Source organism: Paenibacillus sp. FSL R5-0341, assembly GCF_037975235.1.
GTDB classification, from domain to species: Bacteria; Bacillota; Bacilli; order Paenibacillales; family Paenibacillaceae; genus Paenibacillus; species Paenibacillus amylolyticus_A.
In genome coordinates this window covers 3,338,650-3,359,108 of sequence record NZ_CP150241.1, presented here as the reverse complement: position 1 = coordinate 3,359,108, position 20,459 = coordinate 3,338,650, and the positions used below count along the sequence as shown (strand labels likewise).

Annotated in this window: 15 protein-coding genes; 5 read left to right on the top strand and 10 right to left on the bottom strand. The window is 44.4% G+C overall.

What is annotated here, in order from left to right; translation table 11 throughout:
- Positions 1-7 precede the first annotated feature (7 nt).
- The 3 genes from MKX75_RS15005 to MKX75_RS14995 all read right to left on the bottom strand — a co-directional run bounded on the left by MKX75_RS15005 (position 8) and on the right by MKX75_RS14995 (position 3,804).
- Positions 8-1,516, bottom strand: coding sequence for an S-layer homology domain-containing protein (locus MKX75_RS15005; RefSeq protein WP_339165854.1), 1,509 nt, complete (start codon positions 1,514-1,516; stop codon positions 8-10).
- 119 nt (positions 1,517-1,635) lie between these two features.
- Complete coding sequence (locus MKX75_RS15000; protein WP_339165853.1) at positions 1,636-2,328, bottom strand: response regulator transcription factor; 693 nt, start codon at positions 2,326-2,328, stop codon at positions 1,636-1,638.
- Between the two features lie 6 nt (positions 2,329-2,334).
- Positions 2,335-3,804 (bottom strand): HAMP domain-containing sensor histidine kinase, encoded by a 1,470-nt coding sequence (locus MKX75_RS14995; RefSeq protein WP_339165852.1) that lies wholly within the window; start codon positions 3,802-3,804, stop codon positions 2,335-2,337.
- A gap of 278 nt (positions 3,805-4,082) precedes the next feature.
- On the opposite strand from MKX75_RS14995, the gene MKX75_RS14990 reads away from it, so the two are divergent.
- Together MKX75_RS14990 and MKX75_RS14985 are read left to right on the top strand one after the other, a co-directional pair.
- Positions 4,083-4,910 carry an AraC family transcriptional regulator gene (locus tag MKX75_RS14990; RefSeq protein WP_339165851.1) on the top strand — a complete coding sequence of 276 codons (828 nt, stop codon included), beginning with the start codon at positions 4,083-4,085 and terminating at the stop codon, positions 4,908-4,910.
- Between the two features lie 79 nt (positions 4,911-4,989).
- Positions 4,990-5,328, top strand: a complete 339-nt coding sequence (locus MKX75_RS14985) for a cupin domain-containing protein (protein ID WP_339165850.1) — start codon at positions 4,990-4,992, stop codon at positions 5,326-5,328.
- 145 nt (positions 5,329-5,473) lie between these two features.
- Here the strand turns inward: MKX75_RS14985 and MKX75_RS14980 are convergent, their stop codons facing one another.
- From MKX75_RS14980 to pdxS, 7 genes are all read right to left on the bottom strand, one after another.
- Complete coding sequence (locus MKX75_RS14980; protein ID WP_339165849.1) at positions 5,474-6,610, bottom strand: choline esterase; 1,137 nt, start codon at positions 6,608-6,610, stop codon at positions 5,474-5,476.
- Entirely contained in the window at positions 6,607-7,266 is a 660-nt protein-coding gene (locus MKX75_RS14975; RefSeq protein ID WP_339165848.1) for a TetR/AcrR family transcriptional regulator, read from the bottom strand. The genes MKX75_RS14980 and MKX75_RS14975 overlap by 4 nt, the downstream gene beginning before the upstream one ends.
- Positions 7,267-7,479: 213 nt before the next feature.
- Positions 7,480-8,538 carry an ABC transporter substrate-binding protein gene (locus tag MKX75_RS14970; RefSeq protein ID WP_339165847.1) on the bottom strand — a complete coding sequence of 353 codons (1,059 nt, stop codon included), beginning with the start codon at positions 8,536-8,538 and terminating at the stop codon, positions 7,480-7,482.
- Positions 8,539-8,778: 240 nt separating this feature from the next.
- The gene (locus tag MKX75_RS14965) at positions 8,779-11,052 is read right to left on the bottom strand and encodes a glycoside hydrolase family 3 C-terminal domain-containing protein (protein WP_339165846.1); all 2,274 of its coding nucleotides are present in this window, start codon (positions 11,050-11,052) and stop codon (positions 8,779-8,781) included.
- A gap of 19 nt (positions 11,053-11,071) precedes the next feature.
- Complete coding sequence (locus tag MKX75_RS14960; protein ID WP_339165845.1) at positions 11,072-12,304, bottom strand: PTS transporter subunit EIIC; 1,233 nt, start codon at positions 12,302-12,304, stop codon at positions 11,072-11,074.
- Positions 12,305-12,506: 202 nt separating this feature from the next.
- Positions 12,507-14,966, bottom strand: coding sequence for a helix-turn-helix domain-containing protein (locus tag MKX75_RS14955; protein WP_339165844.1), 2,460 nt, complete (start codon positions 14,964-14,966; stop codon positions 12,507-12,509).
- Positions 14,967-15,170: 204 nt separating this feature from the next.
- A complete protein-coding gene (gene pdxS / locus MKX75_RS14950) occupies positions 15,171-16,052 on the bottom strand; it encodes a pyridoxal 5'-phosphate synthase lyase subunit PdxS (protein ID WP_036671277.1) in 882 nt (293 codons plus the stop codon).
- Positions 16,053-16,201: 149 nt separating this feature from the next.
- On the opposite strand from pdxS, the gene MKX75_RS14945 reads away from it, so the two are divergent.
- From MKX75_RS14945 to MKX75_RS14935, 3 genes are all read left to right on the top strand, one after another.
- The gene (locus tag MKX75_RS14945) at positions 16,202-17,692 is read left to right on the top strand and encodes a PLP-dependent aminotransferase family protein (RefSeq protein WP_339165843.1); all 1,491 of its coding nucleotides are present in this window, start codon (positions 16,202-16,204) and stop codon (positions 17,690-17,692) included.
- 60 nt (positions 17,693-17,752) lie between these two features.
- A complete protein-coding gene (locus tag MKX75_RS14940) occupies positions 17,753-19,774 on the top strand; it encodes an ATP-dependent DNA helicase (protein ID WP_339165842.1) in 2,022 nt (673 codons plus the stop codon).
- A 149-nt stretch (positions 19,775-19,923) separates the two neighbouring features.
- A complete protein-coding gene (locus MKX75_RS14935) occupies positions 19,924-20,451 on the top strand; it encodes a DinB family protein (protein WP_339165841.1) in 528 nt (175 codons plus the stop codon).
- Positions 20,452-20,459 lie beyond the last annotated feature (8 nt).

The following is a 20,459-nucleotide window of genomic DNA, read 5'->3' as shown; positions in this document are numbered from 1 at the left end:
GCCTCCTTTACTCCAGTGTCAAGGTGACTGAAGAAGCGATACTCCAATCCCCAACTGGGTTTATTGTATACTTAGTACCCGGAGTCAACTTTCCATCATTCGTTAGGTCAAATACACCCGTCGCACCTTTTCGACTTGAATATTTATAAGTGGCCATCAGAACATCCCCGCTAGCTGAAGTTAACGTTACACTTCGACCAGAAAACAGTTCATCCCCAGGGTCCTGGTCAAGCGTAACTTCAATGGAGGTTTCGCTCACGGCTTGAGCACTTGCAACCACTAGTGCATCAAACGATTTCGCCGTAAATGAAGCATTCTCGATGTTCGCCCAATCCGAAGAAACCGTATATGTGACACCTGATTTCAGTGTTTGTCCTTCAGGCAAACGGAACTTCGGTTCTTGTTTACCGTCTGTAGATTGCGTGAACGGAACATATCTGGCAACGATCGGCTCGCCACCTTCTGGCGTAATTACAACTTGTCTTGCTTGCATGGAAGAGATGATTTGAACCGTTTTGCCTCCTGCTTGCTCTTGATCATTCAGCACGAATGCATTAGCTCCTCGACCACCGCTGTAAGCCGAAATAATGTAACCATAATCCACTACACCGTTCTCTTGCAGTGCTTCAATCTCGAATGTATCATTCGTTACTTGACTAGCCGTTGTCATGTTTATTTTCGTGCCACTGCCTTCAAAGGACCCAGCGTCTTGGCCTTTGTAAGTCAGGTTGTACACTTCACCAGCATCTTGAACGGACGTTGGAACGATGTAAGTTGCAATTGACCCTGTTTTCAAGCGGGGCATATTGGTTAACGTCAGTTCACCACTAAACGCAAAGTCCGTTTGTGCCTTGGCAAAAGCCTCATCAGCCGCTATCAGCGGTTTGTCAAAAGTTACAATTAACGTAATGGCGTTCAGCGATCGAACGCTCTCAATCTGAGCTTGCTCCGAAGGAATAGCTTGGTGTGCAGTTTGCAGTAGTACCGCTGTTTCGCCACGGGTTGCTGAACCGTTCTCGGAGTAAAACGCGCTCATCCAATGGTGAACAGACTTTACATCACGTTGCATCGCTTTAGATACGACCTGTTCGAGTTCAGCATCCGACACTTGAGTTTGCGGATTGAATTGTCCATCGTTCGCCTGCATGATGCCGAGTTCAACCAGCTTTGACGCATATGGCGCATACCATGCATTGGGATTGACATCTGTTAGTTCTACGGTTTCTCCCGTCCTGCTCTCCAAATTAAACGTTTTGAAAACCAATGAAGCTAGTTCAGCACGGGTAATCGCTCGATGTTCACCCATGGATTGATCTGCATATCCGTTCATGATCCCCAAGCTATTCAGATCCTTGATAGCAGCTTCAATCTGTTGTTGGGTAAGCTGTGTGGTTGTTGCCGCAACGTTAGTAACGTATGTAGCTGCATGTACTTGATTCGCAGTTAAAGGGAACACTGTTGTACCTAATGCAGTTATAGTTAGAAATGTAGCGATTTTGCGGGTTGTAGAATTCATCGTTGAATTCCTCCTCTATAGGTTGTAGTTGCCTGTATCTATAGAATAGAGGACAAAAAGAAACTCCCAAGGACAAAGTTATTAACAAAAAATAAACTGGCTCTAAATTTTCACGAAACTTATGCAGTGAACCGGTAACCTGCGCCCCAGACGGTTTCAATATACTCCGGATTTTTGGGGTCTGTCTCCAGCTTGCCACGCAGTTTGCGAATATGGACGGTAACCGTTGCAATGTCTCCGGTGGAATCCATGCCCCAGATGCGCTCAAACAGATCGGATTTGCTGAATACACGATTGGGATGACTCGCAAGAAAGACCAGTAGCTCGAACTCCTTCGTTGTAATCGCCACCTCTTCGCCATTAACGAAAACGCGCCGTGATCCTTTATCAATGTGAAGCCCGCGAATGTGAATTTCATCCTGCTCGGCTGGTTTATTTTTGCCAAGTAGTCTCTCGTATCGGGTCAAATGAGCCTTTGCTCGTGCAACCAATTCACTTGGGCTAAACGGTTTTGTAATAAAGTCATCGACTCCCAGATTGAACGTCCGGATCTTATCGATTTCTTCCTTTTTCGCGGAAACGACAAGGATGGGCACCTCCTTCGCCTCACGAATGCGCCTGCAACATTCGAAACCGTCGAGTCCCGGAAGCATCAGATCAACAATGATCAGACTGTAGTCCCCCTCCAGTGCCTGTTTCAGGCCTTCATCTCCAGTATGGCAGAGATCTACGGAAAATCCGTTGAGCTCAAAATAATCCCGTTCCAGTTCCGCAATCGTTGTTTCGTCTTCAATGATCAAGATGTTTGCCATTACTCATTAGTCCCTCTCTTCATTTAGCCGTTTCAGTTTGATATATATGCTCGTGCCATCATTGGCCTGGCTTTCTGCCCAGATGAAGCCCCCATGTCCATCAATGATTTGGCGGGCAATGGCCAGCCCGAGCCCACTTCCGCCCGTTGAGGAATTGCGGGATTGTTCTGCACGATAGAAGCGTTCAAATATATAAGGTAGTGCTTCTTCGGCTATTCCCCTGCCATTGTCTTTAAACGCCATCGTAATCCAAGTCTCATCAGCTTGAAGTGTAATCTCGAATTGTTTGTGTTCATTCTCCATGTATTTAAGTGCATTATCCACCACATTAACAACGGTACGTTTTAACTTCTCTGGATCCACAGCAGCCATAGCGGGACCAGACACCTGATTATTCCACTCTAAGGCAACGCCTTTATCCTCCAGATCGTATCTCAGCTCTTCAATGCTATCTTCAAGGAAATCAGCGAGATCAACTGTTTTGAACAGGAAAGGCTCTTGGTTCAAGTCGAGCTTTGAATACAAAAACAGTTCATCCACCAGCTTGTCCATGCTAACTGCTTTGGAGTGAATGATATTAACGTAACTCTCCATTTTCTCAGGCGTATTAGCCACTCCGTCACGAATACCCTCAATATAACCTTTGATATTGGTAATTGGCGTACGGAGATCATGCGAAATGTTGGAGATGAGCTCTTTACGGTTCACTTCGTCCTGCTGACGTAACGCATAGGAGAGCTGTAATTGATTCCGCATGCTCTCAAAGGCTTCGCTGAGTTGACCAACCTCGTCATTGGAGTTTAGCTGAAGTTTAAAGGATAGATTGCCATCCTTAATATGTTCGGCTGAACTTCGTAGTTGACTCAGAGGCTTAATGAAGCTGCGAGTGATCCAGCGGAACAAGAGCAGATTGGTGATAATCAGGACACCGATAAGCAGGACTGACATCACAGGGAGCAGCTTGCGAGTAAGTTCCGCAAAGGGACTTTTCTCACGAATGACGAATATACTCCCTCGTTCCCCATCTGAATATTGAAAATCAAATTTCGCATACGCGTAGAATCGCTCACCAATATTGAAGGTGCTCCGAATCTGGTAATTGTTAAGGTCATAGGCAGGCAGTGCTTGCTTCAGTTCGGGCTGGTTGAAGGTCAGCGATTCGAAGATCTGACTATTCTCTCGTCTGACGTAGAGCCCTGACTTCTCGGCTCTTAGCTTCATGTCATATTCACGCAGCAAAACCTTGTTCTGCAGGTCTTCCGGGTCATTTTTGGCCAGAAACTTCATCTCTTGAAAGATCGATTCTCCCTGTTCAGTGAGTGGATTAATCTGATAATGTACCTTGTATATATCGCGAAAACTCTGCAGATCCCCCGTAGCCGCAATCGTGTATAGGCTTGCCGTAAGTAGAATGAACAGCAGACTTATAACAAGCATACCCGTGAAAGACAGCAGTATTTTGATTCGAATTGACATAAGTTCCCCTTCTTAAACATGCAATTGGATTAGTTAGTGCACATGTTAACACAAGATCGATTCCATTGCCCATATTTTAAAAAAAGTGCTTCCGCATTCGCCATGTTGGTTCGGTTACCCCGCATGGAACCGTTTAATGCTAGTTTGAGCGGAGCCAAAAGCATCATTTTTCATTTTATATGTTGACAGTGATAATGATTATCAATAGTGTTGAAGTAAGTTTCACAGTAATTTATCTCAGCATGACCAGCAAACACTTTTGAAACGAGGTACGAAATGTGAAAGTAGATGTGAATCAATTAGCAGCACATTTTGCACACATTCCTTTTCAAGTAGAAGGAATATATCGATATGCTAGAAATCCAGGCGTGCCCCACGCTGACTATACGGATTCTTTTCCTGGATTTATATTTCCTTTGACAGGAAAGATTCAATTCCAATTTGATGGTACGCCCTATATCTTCTCACCAGGAAAAGTTGTGCACGGGGGTGCGAAAATGAAACTGGACCAAACCGTGTTTAATAAAAACGACTGGGAATACATCCTTGTTTTATACCGAATATGTAGTTCAGATCTCGATGAATCAAGCTTTTCCCATCAGCATTTTGAATTATCAACGGGTCAATCCCCTCGTCTGATCGAACTAATTACGCGTTTATGGCATGTGTATAATCAGCGTGGAGGCATGTCAATGTTTCAGACCGAGATGCTGTTCCGTGATGTACTGAATGAGGCCTTAATATGTGTGGATCATCGGCAAAATAGTAACGAATCAGATGCTTTATTCGAACGGGTCTCTACTCATATTCATGAAAACTATGATCATAGCCTGACAGTAGCCTCGCTCGCAGAACTATATAATGTTAATCGCAATCGACTTTCTTATGTATTTAGAAGACATGCGGGCATGGGGCCAGCAGATTATATATTGAATTATCGTATAAACATGGCGCAACAAATGTTGTCTGCAAGTGACGCGTCTGTACAACACATTGCCGAGACTGTTGGCATTGCTGATCCCTTCTATTTTAGTAGAGTGTTCAAGAAACAAAATGGTATTTCTCCTACGGAGTATCGCCAGAAGTTCATCAATAATCCATCCTGATTTCAACAGGCATCCATGTTATACCAAAGCTTAGATCAGTATACTGAACATATAGGATGAATACACAGGAGGAATGACGATGCACTATCAAGCTATTAAATTAAATGAGGAATTTTCGAAATTAAACGATCTGTGGTCTCCGCAACTCATTGGTGAAATGAATGACTATCAATTTAAAATCGTTAAGATTGCTGGAGATTTTGAGTGGCACGTTCATGAAGAAACCGATAAGTTGTTTTTCGTGCTCGAAGGGAAAATGATTATTGATTTTCGTGATGGGCAAGTGAAGATTGCTAAAGGTGAGATGTACATTGTTCCCAAGGGAGTTGAGATCAAGCCTTCCGCCGAAAAAGAATGTCATATCATGTTGATGGAGCCTGGAAGCGAAGTAAACACTGGCGGGACTAAGTCCGAATAAGCGTCAGATATTGGAACCAGGATGTCAATTTGTAATATCAGAGAGCCGATAGCCGCGTAATAGGGGTTATCGGCTCTGCGTCTGTACGGCTAGCTCTTGGACATGCATTAATTTACATATATTAATCAGTAACCTCTCGGTTATGTCACTTTTTGCTGGACTTATTGATCAATTCCACACCATCGTATGCCAAACTTTCCACACTTGTTGCCTTCTGCAGTATGTAATGATCAAAAAAGTTCTTCGCATAGTCTGTAACAATATTTCGCATCTCCATAGCATCCCGTTCACCTCTGAGTTCCTCATTAACACTGGTAAACACGATGTCACAGTAATCCAAATGTGCAACACGATCAACTGAGAAATAATAGGTTTCCATGCTATTGTTAGCGCCTATAACCGCATTCATATTATAGTTAGGTTCACAAAACAAGAACAAGAAGGGTTTCTTAAGATCGCTGTCAAGAAGTCCAAACGCACCGCTATCCAAGCCAATCCCGCAGGCGAACCGGTCGTCATCCCTGCAAACCATCGCCGTCGTAGGCCCTCCATAAGAATGTCCAACTATGCCCATGCCGATGTCAAGCAACAATCTGCCCTTAAAGATGGAATTTAGCTCTTCAGAGTCCAGTTTGTAAAGATAATCGGCTACATACCTTACATCTTCTGCCTGTGATTCACTGTACTCTGTTATCTTGGAAAGTATCGGTAGTGCAAGCACGTTACGGCACATCTCAATGGCAGTTTCATCGTCAGGACGCATCTCCATCTTACCAGCCAACGCCAGCATCTCCGGATCTTCACCAAACGCTGTAATGACATCCGAAAAATCCTTGGATACATTAAACAGGCGCCCATCTTTACGTTTATACATCGTGCTATTCTGATGGCCGATGCTCACCACAACATACCCCACGCTTGCCAAGTCTGTACAGAGCACTGTACCCCATTCTGGAGAACCGCCTCCACCGCAAACATAGAATAACACTGGATAGCGCTTTTCCTTCCCGGAGAGAGCAAGGTCGTCGTAACACTGGGTCTTGATATCTATAGAGAAAACATCCTTCAACGCAGTGACAAGTGGCTGCTCATTAAACATCTCGTAGACTTCAGGAAACATGTACGTTGATGTAGTCTTACCTTCGCTACTGTCAGACGGATAATATACAAAAGCGGTCAGTTCTCTTTTGGAGTAATCTGATGCCGTGTACTCAAAATCTATCTGGGTTCGACCGACAGTATAGCCACCAATTGGTTCTGGAAATACGTCATAGGTTTTCATTTTCTTTCCCCCTTGAGATCGCTAACCATTTCAGAATATTTATGATCTTCAAGCAGCCCATGGCCCATAAATTCAGCAAAGTACTTGCTGATCTTATGTTGCAGCTTAGAGTCCTTAATATCGAATTCTCTAAAAAACAGGATTAAATTAAGCTGCATTGACTCAAACATAAAAGAAATCAGGTCGTCGTCAACATCCGGTCGGAGATATCCATCAACCCTCATTCGGCGTAAAATGTCCTTGATCATGGGGAATGACTCGCCCTTTAACACATTCACATATACTTTCAGCAAAATGTCCTCAGGAATATATGAAAATGTTTTAGTCAATTTGATTTCCAACTCATTCAGTGGCTCGTTCACCATGCTATTAACGTTACCAAATAAACCAGTAAGGAAATAGCTGTAAAGGGAATCTTCATTACTGTTATTAAAATATGCAGCTCTTTTCTGGGTCACATTACGTATTAAGTGACAATAAAGGTCATCTTTGTCTTCAAAATACCGATAAAATGTTCCGGGGTGCATGGACAAACTATCCAAAACCATCTTCATAGATATATCCTCGTAAAGGTTATTAACAAAAAGATGCATAGCGCTATTCGATATGTCCTCGCGCCTTGCTTCTTCTAAACGAAAGAAAGTATTTTTTGGCATAGACTACTCCTTAATGTGAGGTGTGAACTGATTCACACTATACCGATAATAAATTCACAAGTCAAGTTGTATTAAGATAGCGTGTTCAGAAACTCATTATCATTCAGCGAACTGACCGGGAACAGATTGAAACAGAAATTAGGTCCCTGATAACCAAAAAAAGCCGCTAAAATAGCGACTTTTAATGGTACTATCTTTTTGTTCTTGGCTTCATTACAACCCGAGATCATCGGCGAGTCCTTCTACACCTGTGAAGATGGAATCTCCGTAACCCCAGAAGTTGTTGAAATCAATAATGTAGATTTTCTTGTTTTTAACTGCGTTAATGTTTTGTACCTGCTTGTTGGCAAGCAGCTTTTTAATCGTTTCTTCTGGATCAATACCACCAGCATACCTGGAAATAATCATGGCATCCGGATTAATCTCGATTAGCTTCTCGAGACTGAGTGTGCCGGTTTCATTAATCAGCATATTATGCATATTGATTAATGACATTGCACTTTCAATAAACGTATCTCCGTTTCCGTTATAAATTCCAATAGTTCCATCACCATTATCTGAAAAAGATGCATAGTTGATCGTTTCAGCGCTAGCTCGGGCAGACAACGCAGTCTCGCGAGCTTTAAGAGTCTCAATATATGCAGCTGCGTTCGCCTGTACGTTGAATATCTCACCTAATTCAGTAATGTCCTGATACAGACTATCTAACGATGCATCAGGAACACTGGTGCTTTGCACGTACGTTTTAATCCCCATATCATTTAAGCTGCTTACTGTACCAACGCCCCAATCAGCATCCTCAAACAATCCACCACGCCCCACAACCAGGTCAGGCGAAGCGCCTATGGTCACTTCCTTACCGACATAGCCTTCAGCCAGCACAGGAATTTTTTTGAATTCATCAGCGATATCGTCAGGTACACTACCGAAAAGCGCTGCAACTCCAACAATTTTGTCAGTCAAACCAAGACGGATCATTAATTCAGCCGCACCTTGTGTATTGGCAACAACCCGTTCAGGTACCTTATCGAACGTTTGATCCTTCTTCACCCATGTGCCATTCTCTGTTGTGTAATTTGAAACGGTTACCGGGTAAGTTGTTTCAGCAGGTGCTGAAGCGTCTGCGTCGGTTTGTTCCCCATTTTTTGCTTCATTCGTGGCGCTGCTCTCCGCAGCTTGCTGTGAGCTGCCATTTGCATCTTCACTGCCACCATTGCTGCTTGAACACGCTGCGAGCACCAGAATCATTGCAGTAATCAAACAAAGAAACATTCCTTTTTTAACGGATACCAACATGTAAATAATCTCTCCCTTTTGAATTCTCTCTTGTCTTTTAGACCAATATGTAAAATAACTATTGTCAGTATACAGTAAATGTCGAAGTGTGTAAATGAGAACAATAATCAATATCATTCATCGAAGGTTACGTTCCCTAATGATATACCCGAAACTTTAAAAAAACCAAGTTCATCTCCTTTGTACGGAATTGAACTTGGTTTCTCTTTTATTTATCTATTCATTACGTGCCTGGTTAACCTTGGCGATAAGTTCATTAATAATTTCATCAGGTGACCGCTCATTCATCCATTGTTGGCCGAACATTTGGAACACTTTGATCATCGGGAAATCTGCCCAGAATCCCACAAACTCCTCGTTAAGATATACCTTGTCCGTAACGTGCTCGTTCATTTCATTCAGGCAATGCTCCAATTCCTTTTTCGCCACAGGATCACTCATCCACTCACTGAGCAGACTGAATTTGTGGAACGTGATTTCTTCCTTACCAAAGTCACAATGCAGACGTTCCGTAATTCGGAGATCTTTGGACGAGCTGCCAAGTGAAATTTGGAAAAACCCGGTCTCTGCCACCCAACGGTTATACTTGGTGTTGTAATATGAAAAATCTCTCTCTTCCAGTTCAAAAGTAATTTTGCGTTTTTCACCCGGCTCCAGTTCAACTTTGGCAAAAGCTTTTAATTCTTTCTCTGGACGGGTCCATGTGCACTCTTCATCGTGAACATACAGTTGAACAACTTCTTTCCCCTTGCGCTTACCGGTATTTTTTAATTGGAAGGACACAGTAACACCGGTATGGGTCTGAGCCACTTCCAGATCCGTATACAAAAACGATGTGTAAGACAATCCGTGTCCAAACGGGAATTGAGGTGCCAGTTCTTTCCGGTCATAATATCGATAACCCACGAACAGGCCTTCGCGATAATACAGTTTGCCGTTCTCTCCGCGAATTCGCATATGTGAAGGGTTGTCCGATAGTTTGACGGGGAATGTCTCAGACAGCTTGCCCGAAGGATTCGTCTGTCCGAATAATACATCTGCAATCACTTTACCCATGCCTTGACCCGACAACCAAGAATGAATCACACCAGGTACATGCTGTACCCATGGACGCATCGCCAGTGCGGAACCGCTACTCGTTACGACAATACACTTGGGCTGAACTGCGGCTACCGCAAGAATCAATTTTACTTGATGCTCGGGAAGATCAATGCCTTGCAAATCATGCATTTCGGATTCCGCATATTCCGGTTGGCCTACAAACAGTACAGCAACATCGGAATTCATGGCTATTGACACGCTTTCCTTGATTAGCTCATCATTGATAGAGTCATCCTCCGGGTACCCTTCTGCATAATTCATGGTCATGGCATCGCCAGCCAGATTTTTTATCTCGTCCCATGGAATATCAACCTTTGTAGGCGTTACCTTCGCACTTCCCGCTCCCTGAATTCTCGGTTTTTTGGCAAACCGTCCGATCACGGCAATCGACGAAATGGAATCCTGCCCTAACGGGAGAATCGCGTTCTCATTTTTCAGAAGCACAATACTCTCGGCCGCCGCTTTACGTGCAAGTGCATGATAGTCCGCATCTGGAGAAGAATCCATGTCTTTTTTGCCCGTTACCCGCTCAACCAGCTTCAAAATACGACCCACGCTCTGATTCAACTGTTCTTCCGACAGGCTTCCGTTCTGAACCGCTTCAATGATCGCTTTGGCATTGTAATTTGCGGGACCCGGCATTTCCAGATCAAGCCCGGCCTTCAGTCCGCGTATACGATCATTAACAGCGGTCCAGTCGGATAGAACAACGCCTTCATAACCCCACTCTTCTCTCAAAATGTCATGCAGCAAATGTTCGTTCTCACTTGTATACGTTCCATTCAATAAATTATAAGAACACATAACCGTCCAAGGGTCGGATTTCTTAATAATACGTTCAAAGGCACTCAGGTAAATCTCGCGAAGCGTCCGCTCGTCGATTTCCGAACTGGTTACCATCTTCTCAAACTCCTGGTTGTTGCCGGCAAAGTGTTTGACAGAAGCGCCCACGCCTTCGCTTTGGATCCCGTTTATAAACGCCGCACCAAGTTCTCCCGTCAAGTATGGGTCTTCTGAGTAGTATTCGAAGTTTCTTCCGCCAAGCGGCGTTCTTTTCATATTGACACCAGGTCCAAGCAGTAGCTCAACGTTCATGGTTTTGGATTCACGTCCCAGTGCCACACCGACTTCATACAATAAATCCGTATTCCACGAAGAACCGATGGCTGAACCCGTAGGGTAACAGGTTGCGGGTACATTTTCCGTTGTAATCCCCATTTCTTCATCGCTGTTTGTTTTACGGATGCCGTTTGTCCCATCGTACATATGAACTGGCGGAATGTTTAACCGCTCGATTCCTTTTGTCATCCACATATTCAATCCTGCGCAGAGTGAAGCTTTCTCGGCCAACGTTAATGCCGTCAACAATTCATTGATTGATTTATCCATAGTACTCACCCTTCTAATATCAATTTTGTTCCTGTTCTTTCTTCAGTTCCTGTGCATCATACAGTTTGAAAAACGGAAACCAGACAATAAATACAATCACCAGGACGACCGCCAGCAAGATAAGCCCATTGAGTCCGGACATAATGTAGGTGGACAGGCCGATTGGTGTGTACCATAGCTGGAAGATCTGGCTCGGGATCCGTACCCAACCCCAGTCGAGAGCCAAGTACACTATCACCGGCGTGATAAGTGAGTTAATCCACATCGGCACCATGAGTAACGGATTAAAGGCAATCGGTGCTCCGTACACGACAGGTTCATTAATGTTGAACAAGGACGGGATAATAGTCGCCTTGCCGACAGATTTCAGTTTTTTCGAACGTGCCATCAGGAACCAAACAACTAACGGCAAAGTCGCACCCATACCGCCAATACCCAGCCAGCCGGAGAAAAAGGTTTCAAATGTGTTGATATTGACCGGCTCTTGTCCCGCTGCGACAAGAGCTGCATTTTCTTCGATTGCAGGTATCCAGATTGCGTACCAGATCGGTGTCATGACCCACGGGCTTACGCCGAAAGAATACAGTACAACACCAATGAAATTGAACAATAAAAATCCGGTTAAGCTTTGTCCAACGGCATTGATCGGCTCAAATACGTTCACGATCAGTCCAAAAATATCAAAATGAAGCTGATATACAAGCAACCATCCTGTTGTTAATACCAGGGCGATCGGGACGAGAAAATCGAACCAGTCCATAATGAATTCGGGAAGTGAAGACCCTTTTTTGAAGAACGAAAATTTGTTACACATGATCATTACAAGAGCGACAAATACACCTACCAACAGTGCTGTAATCATCCCCGAGGGTCCAAATCGTTCAAGGATGAACTGAATGGTACCGTCTTCCTTTACCATCGGGTTAAGCAGCATAACGAACAGAGATATCCCCGTCATTCCTGCCAGCAACTTGATTTTGTGTCGTTCTCTTTTTTCCATCACGACATAAGGCGTCAAAAAAGCAATAAACAACCCCAGCAAACCGAAACTGAATGTCGTGATGGGTGTCAGGTCCGGCATTCCCGGAATGAAATCCTGCAAAATCGAAATCAATGTAATAATCGAACCGATGAAAATCATCGGAATGGCGACCATGATGGCTTCTTGAATCGAAGAAACCCAAATATTGTTCGTAAACGCCTCCAATCTTGGCGCAAACGAATCTGTCATCCATTTCATGAAACGCTTCATCCAAAACTCCCCCTGTCTTCCTCTAAGCTGCCACAACCATAGTATATCGATTTGTGTTAACGCTTTCTTGTTGGAACTTGCCGCATCATGGATCGTTTTTTGCCCAATTCATCGCTATTGTTCTAGCTTGCCAGCCTGAACAAGAAATAAACAACAAAAAACATCCCTTCAATACTGAAAGGATGCCTTAAGAGTACTTTTTTTAATATTGTCTATCCAAAATGAGCAGCATTACCCCATGCGGTGGAAGCAAAATCTCTCTGCGCCAACTTTCATCTCTTACCATCTCTGTCCCCATCACGGGTCTACTCCTACCGTTTAGATAGGCTATATCTTCTTCCGTCAGGGAGTAGGGCGATCCCATGCGGGTCCACTCATCAAATACCGATCCATGCTCCCGATCAAGTTGATAACTGGTGCATTTGTAAGGGCCCTCGAGATTGCTCAGGGTAAGTTCATAAGTTTTGCTGCCTTTTTCCTCAAATACGTCATAGCGGGTTGAGCTGGATAATTCCGACCAATCTCCACTTGCAAACAGCTGGTCTACGTGAACATAGTGATAGAACAAAAATTGCATGCTTCCATCCCTTTTTCGGGTTCCAACATAACCGTCTCCCTTGACCATCAGCTCATCCCCAAGCTTTTGCATAAGCTCAAATGCATAATAGCTGGGTTTCTTCAGCCCATCGCGGTTAATCAGGCCAAAGCCTCCGTAGAAAGGAGAAGCGGGAACGATACTTTCTTCGAATACATCGGTAAAGGACCAGAAAGCCATCGCTTTCACGTCACCGAGTGTGTTCATGGTGTGGTAGATGACAAACGGAGCCATGAACATGGTATCGTGCAGCAAGTTACGGTCATACAGCGAAAAGTTCCACTCGGTGACATGAAGTTCAACATGTCCGTACGATGACGCATTCATTTTTTGCTGCATTAGCTCAATACTCTCTTTATAAAAAGCAGGGGGCATGATTTGGGTTAAACGATCCTCTTCAACTTTGAGCTTGGGATACTCCGAATAGATGTGGAATGAAAAAAAGTCGAGAGCCACTTCCCGCTTGTGGCAATAGGACAAAAATTCCTCCGCCCAGGTATCATTCCAGATAGATCCGTAACCCATAGCTGGACCCCCCACCTTCAATTCCGGCAGAATTGATTTGATGGCATGAACGGTCGATTCGTAAAACGCAAAGTATTCTTCCTTGCTTCCTGCCCAACAAACACCCGCCAGGTCAGGCTCGTTCCATACTTCGAAATACCACCGTCTCACCTCTTCCGCCCCATAACGATTTAAACAATGGCGAACGAATTCGCCAACAAGCGCCTGCCACTTGGCAGGGTCGGATGGCGGGCTGATATTCCCCCTCCACCAAAACAGCGTTTCTTTGGATCTCGCCAGTTGGCTCGGCATGAAACTTAATTCCACAAATGGCCGAACGCCTTGATCCAGCAGGAAATCATACAACTTGTCCACATAAGACCAATTATAGATGGGGATGCCCTGCTCGTTTTCGCTGTACACCATCATCTCGTCATTGAAGATGCCGTGAAATCGAATATATTGAAAAGGTACTTTGCCTTTCAGCGTGGAGAGCTGCTTCCGCCAATCTTCACGCAAACCTTCAATGGCTCTCCCTGCCGTCATGGTCATATTCCAGTGCTTTTCATAGACAGACGACGTCTGATCCGCACGAATTCCTATGCTAGTTTGGTCTGACAGATGTGCAGACGTTACATGGAGCATGTCCTGATCGGCGTATACCTTAGCATCCAGATATCGATACAGTGAGCCAATCGCATTCAACGTCTCCATCTCGTAATAATCTCCGCTTGAAGATTCCTCATACGTTTTGGGCTTGCGGTTCACATTCAACTGATGGGGTTCCGGTTTACGCGAAGCTTCCCGATAGGAACCGGGCGTGCAGCCGTACTTTTCCTTGAAGTATTTGTTAAACAGCTTCACATTGGCAAATCCGCAATCCAGCGCAATCTCCGAAATGTTTTTATCGTTTGCAGCCAGCTGCGCCTGAGCCTTCTCCAATCGAATGAGCGTCAAATACTTTTGGAAAGGTATTCCGATTTTGTCGGTGAAGAAGTGCGAGAAATAATGCAAACTTAAATGTTCGGAATGCGCCATATCCTGCAGCGTAATCTTCTCATTGTAGTGTAGATCAATATATGTGAGGACCCTGTTCAGTCTCTTATAGTCATAATCCCTGCTGCCTTCTTCCAATAGGGCATTGGTTCCAGTGGAAAAATACCTCTGCAGGTAGCCGCATAACATCTGTAATCTGCCCATTGTGAAATTTTGATAACCCGGTGTTTTTTTGTTAATCTCCCATACCATCTGCGCAAGATATTGTTTAATGCTATGCAGCCGGGGAGCATCTTGCTCCACATTCAAGGCAGAGTTACAGGTGATAAAGGTATTATTGTTCATCAACTCGGGACCGAACTGCAATGTCAATAACACGTTGTCCTGATTGGTTCGTTCGATCTTGTGGACTGACATACTGTTAACCACGATCACATCATCTTTTTGCAGTGTATATTGCTGCTGGTCCAGATACATGATGATTGAACCGTGGAGAACATATACAACTTCCACTTCCTTATGCCAATGGAAATCAATATGTTTTACCGAGTTCACGAAGAGTTTCATAGGCAGATCGTCCTGATGTTGAATAAACTCGTATAGATAGCGAATTGTCTGCACCTTCCTTCATACCGATTATTATAGGCACAGCATTTTGAAGATATCAACAAACTAAACAGTAATAACAAAAAAGCCGATCAATTAAGTTCAATTGATCGGCTCTTCTATATAAATGTTCAAATTACCTATTCAACCAGATGCCCTGCTATCTTACCAACCGCGGTTGGACATGCGCTCTTCAGGAGCCAATTTAGAAATTTCGATCCCTTTCATCGGGGCGCCCAAGTTTTTGGATACTTCGGCAATCAATTTGTAATCTGTGTAATGTGTTGTTGCTTCAACGATTGCACGAGCGAATTTCTCGGGGCTATCTGATTTGAAAATACCTGATCCTACAAACACACCATCTGCTCCCAGGTGCATCATTAATGCTGCGTCTGCTGGTGTAGCTACACCGCCTGCTGCAAAGTTAACGACAGGAAGTTTTCCATTTTCATGTACTTCGCGCAGTAGCTCATAAGCTACACCCAGGTTTTTTGCTTCAGCGTACAGCTCGTCCTTGGACATGTTTTGCACTTTACGGAGCTGGCTGTTAATTAGACGCATATGACGAACTGCCTCAACAATGTTACCCGTTCCAGGCTCACCTTTTGTACGAATCATCGATGCTCCCTCACCAATACGGCGAAGAGCCTCTCCCAAATCTTTGGCTCCACATACAAATGGTACAGTGAACTCATGTTTATCAATATGGAACACTTCGTCTGCAGGTGTAAGAACTTCACTTTCATCGAGATAATCCACACCTAGGGATTCAAGCACTTTGGCTTCTATGTAATGACCGATACGCGCTTTGGCCATAACTGGAATAGACACAACTTTCATTACTTCTTCAACGATCGTTGGATCAGCCATACGAGCTACACCGCCAGCTGCGCGAATATCAGAAGGCACCCGCTCAAGAGCCATAACTGCTGTTGCCCCAGCCGCCTCAGCGATTTTAGCTTGCTCTGCATTCATAACGTCCATGATGACGCCACCTTTTTGCATCTCAGCCATTCCTCTTTTTACACGATCTGTACCTGTTTGCATGTTTGTATTCCTCCTATGAACTTTGGGTGGTTTTCAATAAAGGCATCGCTCTAATCTATGATTTAGTATAAAATGAGAATGGTCAACTAAAAAGATCCAATAATTTTGGTTTTTATTGTACCACTTCAATTATAACTTCTGGAGGGCATATGCAATTTCATGTAGCTTACAGTTCATATTTGAACCGAAAATATACGAAGATGAAGGCTCTCTATCATGCCATTCGTGATGCTATTCATGAAGGTAATCTTATACATGGCGAGAAGTTACCCTCGACTAGAGAGTTAGCCGCGACGTATCACATTTCCAGAGGAACCGTGAATCAGGTCTATGATACGTTGACTGCTCAAGGTTACATTCAATCAGAGCATGGAAGAGGAACCTTTGTTGCGTATCAGTTGGATTTAAGCAATGATTCGTCCACCGTGAAAGCTTGTAACCATCACTTATCAGCCTGGGGAAATCGTATTCAGCAGTTTGAACAGCAGACAACTCAAAGAAATGCACAAACCAATGCTCCAACACATGATTCCAGAATGGATCGCAACGAAGTGATCGACTTTAGCAAATACCAACCTGATTTATCCAAATTCCCTTACGATGAATGGAATAATCGATTGTATGCAGAGATACGGCAGCGTGAGCATCACCTGGAAACAACCTCTGCGATGGTCAGTTCAACCGGGGATCCGAGATTGAGAGAAGCCATTGCTGCCTACCTTCGAAGAATGCGGGGAATTCAAGTCGATCCGGATCATATTGCAGTGACTGCAGGCTCCATGCAAGCTATAGCTCTTCTCACTCAATTACTTGCAGATCCTGGGGATCACGTCGTGACGGAAAGCCCTTGTTACGTCGGGATTTCTAAAGCCATTTTGGCTGCGGGTGCACAGTTGATTGAAGCCAATCTCGATGGTCAGGGCGTTGTGCCCCAAGACTGGGAAGCGCGTATGTTGTTTGTCACGCCGTCACGACAGTTTCCCACTGGCGAAATGCTCAGCCTTGAACGCAGACAAACCTTGCTGGACTGGGCACATCGTCATGATGCCATGATTGTCGAGGATGATTATGATAGTGAATTCCGATATCGCGGAATGCATGTTGAACCGTTGAAAACACTTGATAAAGCAGGACGTGTAATCTACCTGGGCAGCTTTACGAAAACCTTGCCTTTTGAAGTACGACTTGGTTTTGTGGTTCTTCCACCTACCTTGGCAGATACCTTTAGAAAGGCACAGGCATTATACGAGCCAAGACCCGTCAACCTGATCGAACAACGGGCATTAGCTGCATTCATGACAAGCGGTCAATATGAGCGTCATCTGCGCAGGATGAATCGATTATACAGTCGCAAATTCGATCTGTTACTCAAACTTTTGAACAAGCAACTTTCTACATGGTTTGATTGGGTGGAGAATGAAGCGGGTCTGCACGTGTTTGGCTGGTGGCGAGGTAATGTGTCCACGTATGAGGCCTTTCGGGCATCGGCTAAGTCACAAGGTGTGGTATACTCAGAAGTCAGCAGTTCAACGTCAGTTGGTACGAAGTATGGTATATATTTATCTTTTGCACATTTGTCAGATGAACAGTTACAAGAAGGCGTATCCAGATTGAAAAACGCCGTCACAGCCTCTTTATGAGGTACATCGTCTCCAAAATGTAGTACAAGAAGATCATCATTCGGAAGAGGGGCGATCGTTATGAATTGGTTAAATGAACTCTATAAAATAAATAAGCGGGAACCGAACAAGGAAATCGAACGTTCTTTGGTTAATGCCATCTTCCGAATATATGACCGGTTCCCCCGAATCGGTCTAAGAGAGCGGATCGGACAGCAAGAAATGTCTCTCGACATAGCCGATGCTTATATCCAAGGACATAACGCCATGATTGAAGCTGGTGTCGGAATCGGTAAGTCTTTTGCGTACCTGATTCCAAGTCTGCTCACGAATCAAATGTCTCAGAAACCAGTCATTATAGCTACATCCTCCATTCAGCTCTCTGAACAGATACATAAAGATTTAAGGACTATTGGTAGCCGATTGGGATTCTCAACGGTTCGCTCCGTCGTGGGCAAAGGCATGGGCCAGTATGCTTGCCGAAGCAGGGCAGCGGAATTGATCAGTCTTAGTGATGCAAACTCCTCCGTGTCTACCCTCGCCCAGCGCATATTAGATTATGAAATTGATGAAAGAGCCGATATTAAAGCTGGAATTAGTGATGCCGAATGGTCCCACGTTTCCGTGAATGATTGCACATTTGAACGTTGCCATCATAAAAATGCATGTTTGTTCTACGATATGAGAGCGAAATTAAATGCAAAAGCTCACGAAATTGATTTTATTATCGTGAACCAGGACTTGCTCATACGGGATTTGATGAAGAAAAAAGAAGGAACTAAAAGCATCATCTCGGAACAGCCTGCTCTGATCGTTGTTGATGAAGCGCATAATCTGGAAGCAAAAGTTCGGGATGCCAGAACACTTGAGTTCACTTATCGGGGAATCTGCCGCATTCTGGATAACACGGTGCAGCTTCTAACGAAGCAGTCCGGGGATAAAAGTCTCTTCTCACAATCCAAGTTCATCAAAAACTGCGCTGAGCGCATCTTCAAACAGGTAAATGCGGATCTGCTCCACCACGCCAAGCAGGATAACGACCGAATCAAAGTGTCGGAAATCAAAGGAATACCGTTAAACCAAGTCTTAAACGATTTAAAAGATCTCAGTCTGCGCCTTTCCATTTTGACCTCACGCCACGAGCGGGAGATCGATGACGCTTTTGAAGCCATAAATGGGCTTATTACTCTCATTCGTGTCTTATCTGAACTGGAGGACAACTACCTCTTATGGGCAAGCAGTCCCCTGGGAGTAGCTACGATCAGCATCTGTCCCAAAGACATAAGCCAATTTCTGAAATACACTTTATTTAATGGCCAGGCCCCTGTAATCCTGACGTCGGCAACGCTGTGCCAAGGCGGAGATACATTGGAGGAAGAATACTCTTATTTGACGCGCTCCCTGGGCTATAAGGGGGATTTTATGGATCGCAAATCCTCCCCTTTTGACTACACCAACCATGCCATGATGTACATCTCGAACAAAGTTCCCTATTACCACCATGACCAGCGGGAAAACTATCTTGAAGCAGCTTACCAAGATATGGTTCAACTCTGTAATCTAACTCAGGGAAGAACAATCGTCCTTTTTTCAGCAAAAGAGGACATGAAGTACATTCATAAGAAGTTGATGTCAGAGGTTAATGAATATTCATGGGCAGTCCATGTTCAAAAAGAAGGATCTTCCCAGGACAGTGTCATCGCCGAATTCAGGAAAAGCAAAGGAGTACTCCTGGGTACCGGTGTATTCTGGGAAGGCGTGAATATCGAGGGTCCTGACCTGTCGCAGGTCATCATTTTCCGTCTGCCCTTCCCTGTTCCATCGGATCCTGTTTATGAATATAAGGCATCTGTAACGGAGAATTCGTTCATGGAGGTATTTGTACCGGACATGCTTCTTCGGTTACGGCAAGGAACGGGTCGTTTGATTCGAAGTGAAACGGACCTTGGCATACTCAGCATACTTGACTCTCGTCTCAGCGCAGCGGCCAAAAAGAGTTATCGGGAACAGGTGCTGGACACGTTACCGTTCAAAAAACTGACAGAGGATTTTGCGGTTTTGGAGAAGTTTGTCCAAAATAAAGGAATACGACGTACTGATTAGAAGTGGAATAACACGTAACCTTGAAAAACTGCCTAAATTACATGAAGCAGCCCTTCCACCTATCAAGCGGAAGGGCCAATTTAAATGCTGGAATTAAGATTTATGCTACAATATATTCCAGATCTACGAACCCCAAAGGAGGCATTACCATGGTTGAAAGACCAACTACTGATGAATATGCAGCTTATTATGCAGGGTACATCAAGCTTGTTCCTGAAGGGAATATCATCGAACGCTTAGAGCTGCAAGCCAACATTGTACCCACTTTGCTTTCTTCATTGACAGAGGAGCAAGCGAACTATCGTTACGCTGAAGGCAAATGGAGCGTGAAAGAGGTCATCGGCCACCTTTTGGATAATGAACGAATCATGAGCAGCCGATTGCTTCGTATCGCCAGAGGCGACCAAGCGAATCATCCCGGCTACGATCAGGACGTGCTTATGCAGACCCACCCGTTCAATGCATATACCCTGGCCGATTTGAGTGAAGAATATGCCGTCACACGTCGCTCAACCATCCTTATGCTCCGTCGCCTCACGCCGGAAGCTTGGCTCAGTAGAGGGATCGTCAGTGATAATCCTGCTTCAGCTCGATCAATCGCCGTTATTATGGTTGGACATGAGCTCCACCATTTATCCGTACTTCGTGATCGCTATTCGTTAGATTTGAAATTATAAAATTCATT

What these genes read in the sequence shown, in the direction of transcription:
- MKX75_RS15005 (WP_339165854.1), bottom strand. Translation starts at nt 1,516, where the DNA reads ATGAATTCTACAACCCGCAAAATCGCTACATTTCTAACTATAACTGCA.
- MKX75_RS15000 (WP_339165853.1), bottom strand. Translation starts at nt 2,328, where the DNA reads ATGGCAAACATCTTGATCATTGAAGACGAAACAACGATTGCGGAACTG.
- MKX75_RS14995 (WP_339165852.1), bottom strand. Translation starts at nt 3,804, where the DNA reads ATGTCAATTCGAATCAAAATACTGCTGTCTTTCACGGGTATGCTTGTT.
- MKX75_RS14985 (WP_339165850.1), top strand. Translation starts at nt 4,990, where the DNA reads ATGCACTATCAAGCTATTAAATTAAATGAGGAATTTTCGAAATTAAAC.
- MKX75_RS14980 (WP_339165849.1), bottom strand. Translation starts at nt 6,610, where the DNA reads ATGAAAACCTATGACGTATTTCCAGAACCAATTGGTGGCTATACTGTC.
- MKX75_RS14975 (WP_339165848.1), bottom strand. Translation starts at nt 7,266, where the DNA reads ATGCCAAAAAATACTTTCTTTCGTTTAGAAGAAGCAAGGCGCGAGGAC.
- MKX75_RS14970 (WP_339165847.1), bottom strand. Translation starts at nt 8,538, where the DNA reads ATGTTTCTTTGTTTGATTACTGCAATGATTCTGGTGCTCGCAGCGTGT.
- MKX75_RS14965 (WP_339165846.1), bottom strand. Translation starts at nt 11,052, where the DNA reads ATGGATAAATCAATCAATGAATTGTTGACGGCATTAACGTTGGCCGAG.
- MKX75_RS14960 (WP_339165845.1), bottom strand. Translation starts at nt 12,304, where the DNA reads ATGAAGCGTTTCATGAAATGGATGACAGATTCGTTTGCGCCAAGATTG.
- MKX75_RS14955 (WP_339165844.1), bottom strand. Translation starts at nt 14,966, where the DNA reads ATGAAACTCTTCGTGAACTCGGTAAAACATATTGATTTCCATTGGCAT.
- pdxS (WP_036671277.1), bottom strand. Translation starts at nt 16,052, where the DNA reads ATGCAAACAGGTACAGATCGTGTAAAAAGAGGAATGGCTGAGATGCAA.
- MKX75_RS14945 (WP_339165843.1), top strand. Translation starts at nt 16,202, where the DNA reads ATGCAATTTCATGTAGCTTACAGTTCATATTTGAACCGAAAATATACG.
- MKX75_RS14940 (WP_339165842.1), top strand. Translation starts at nt 17,753, where the DNA reads ATGAATTGGTTAAATGAACTCTATAAAATAAATAAGCGGGAACCGAAC.
- MKX75_RS14935 (WP_339165841.1), top strand. Translation starts at nt 19,924, where the DNA reads ATGGTTGAAAGACCAACTACTGATGAATATGCAGCTTATTATGCAGGG.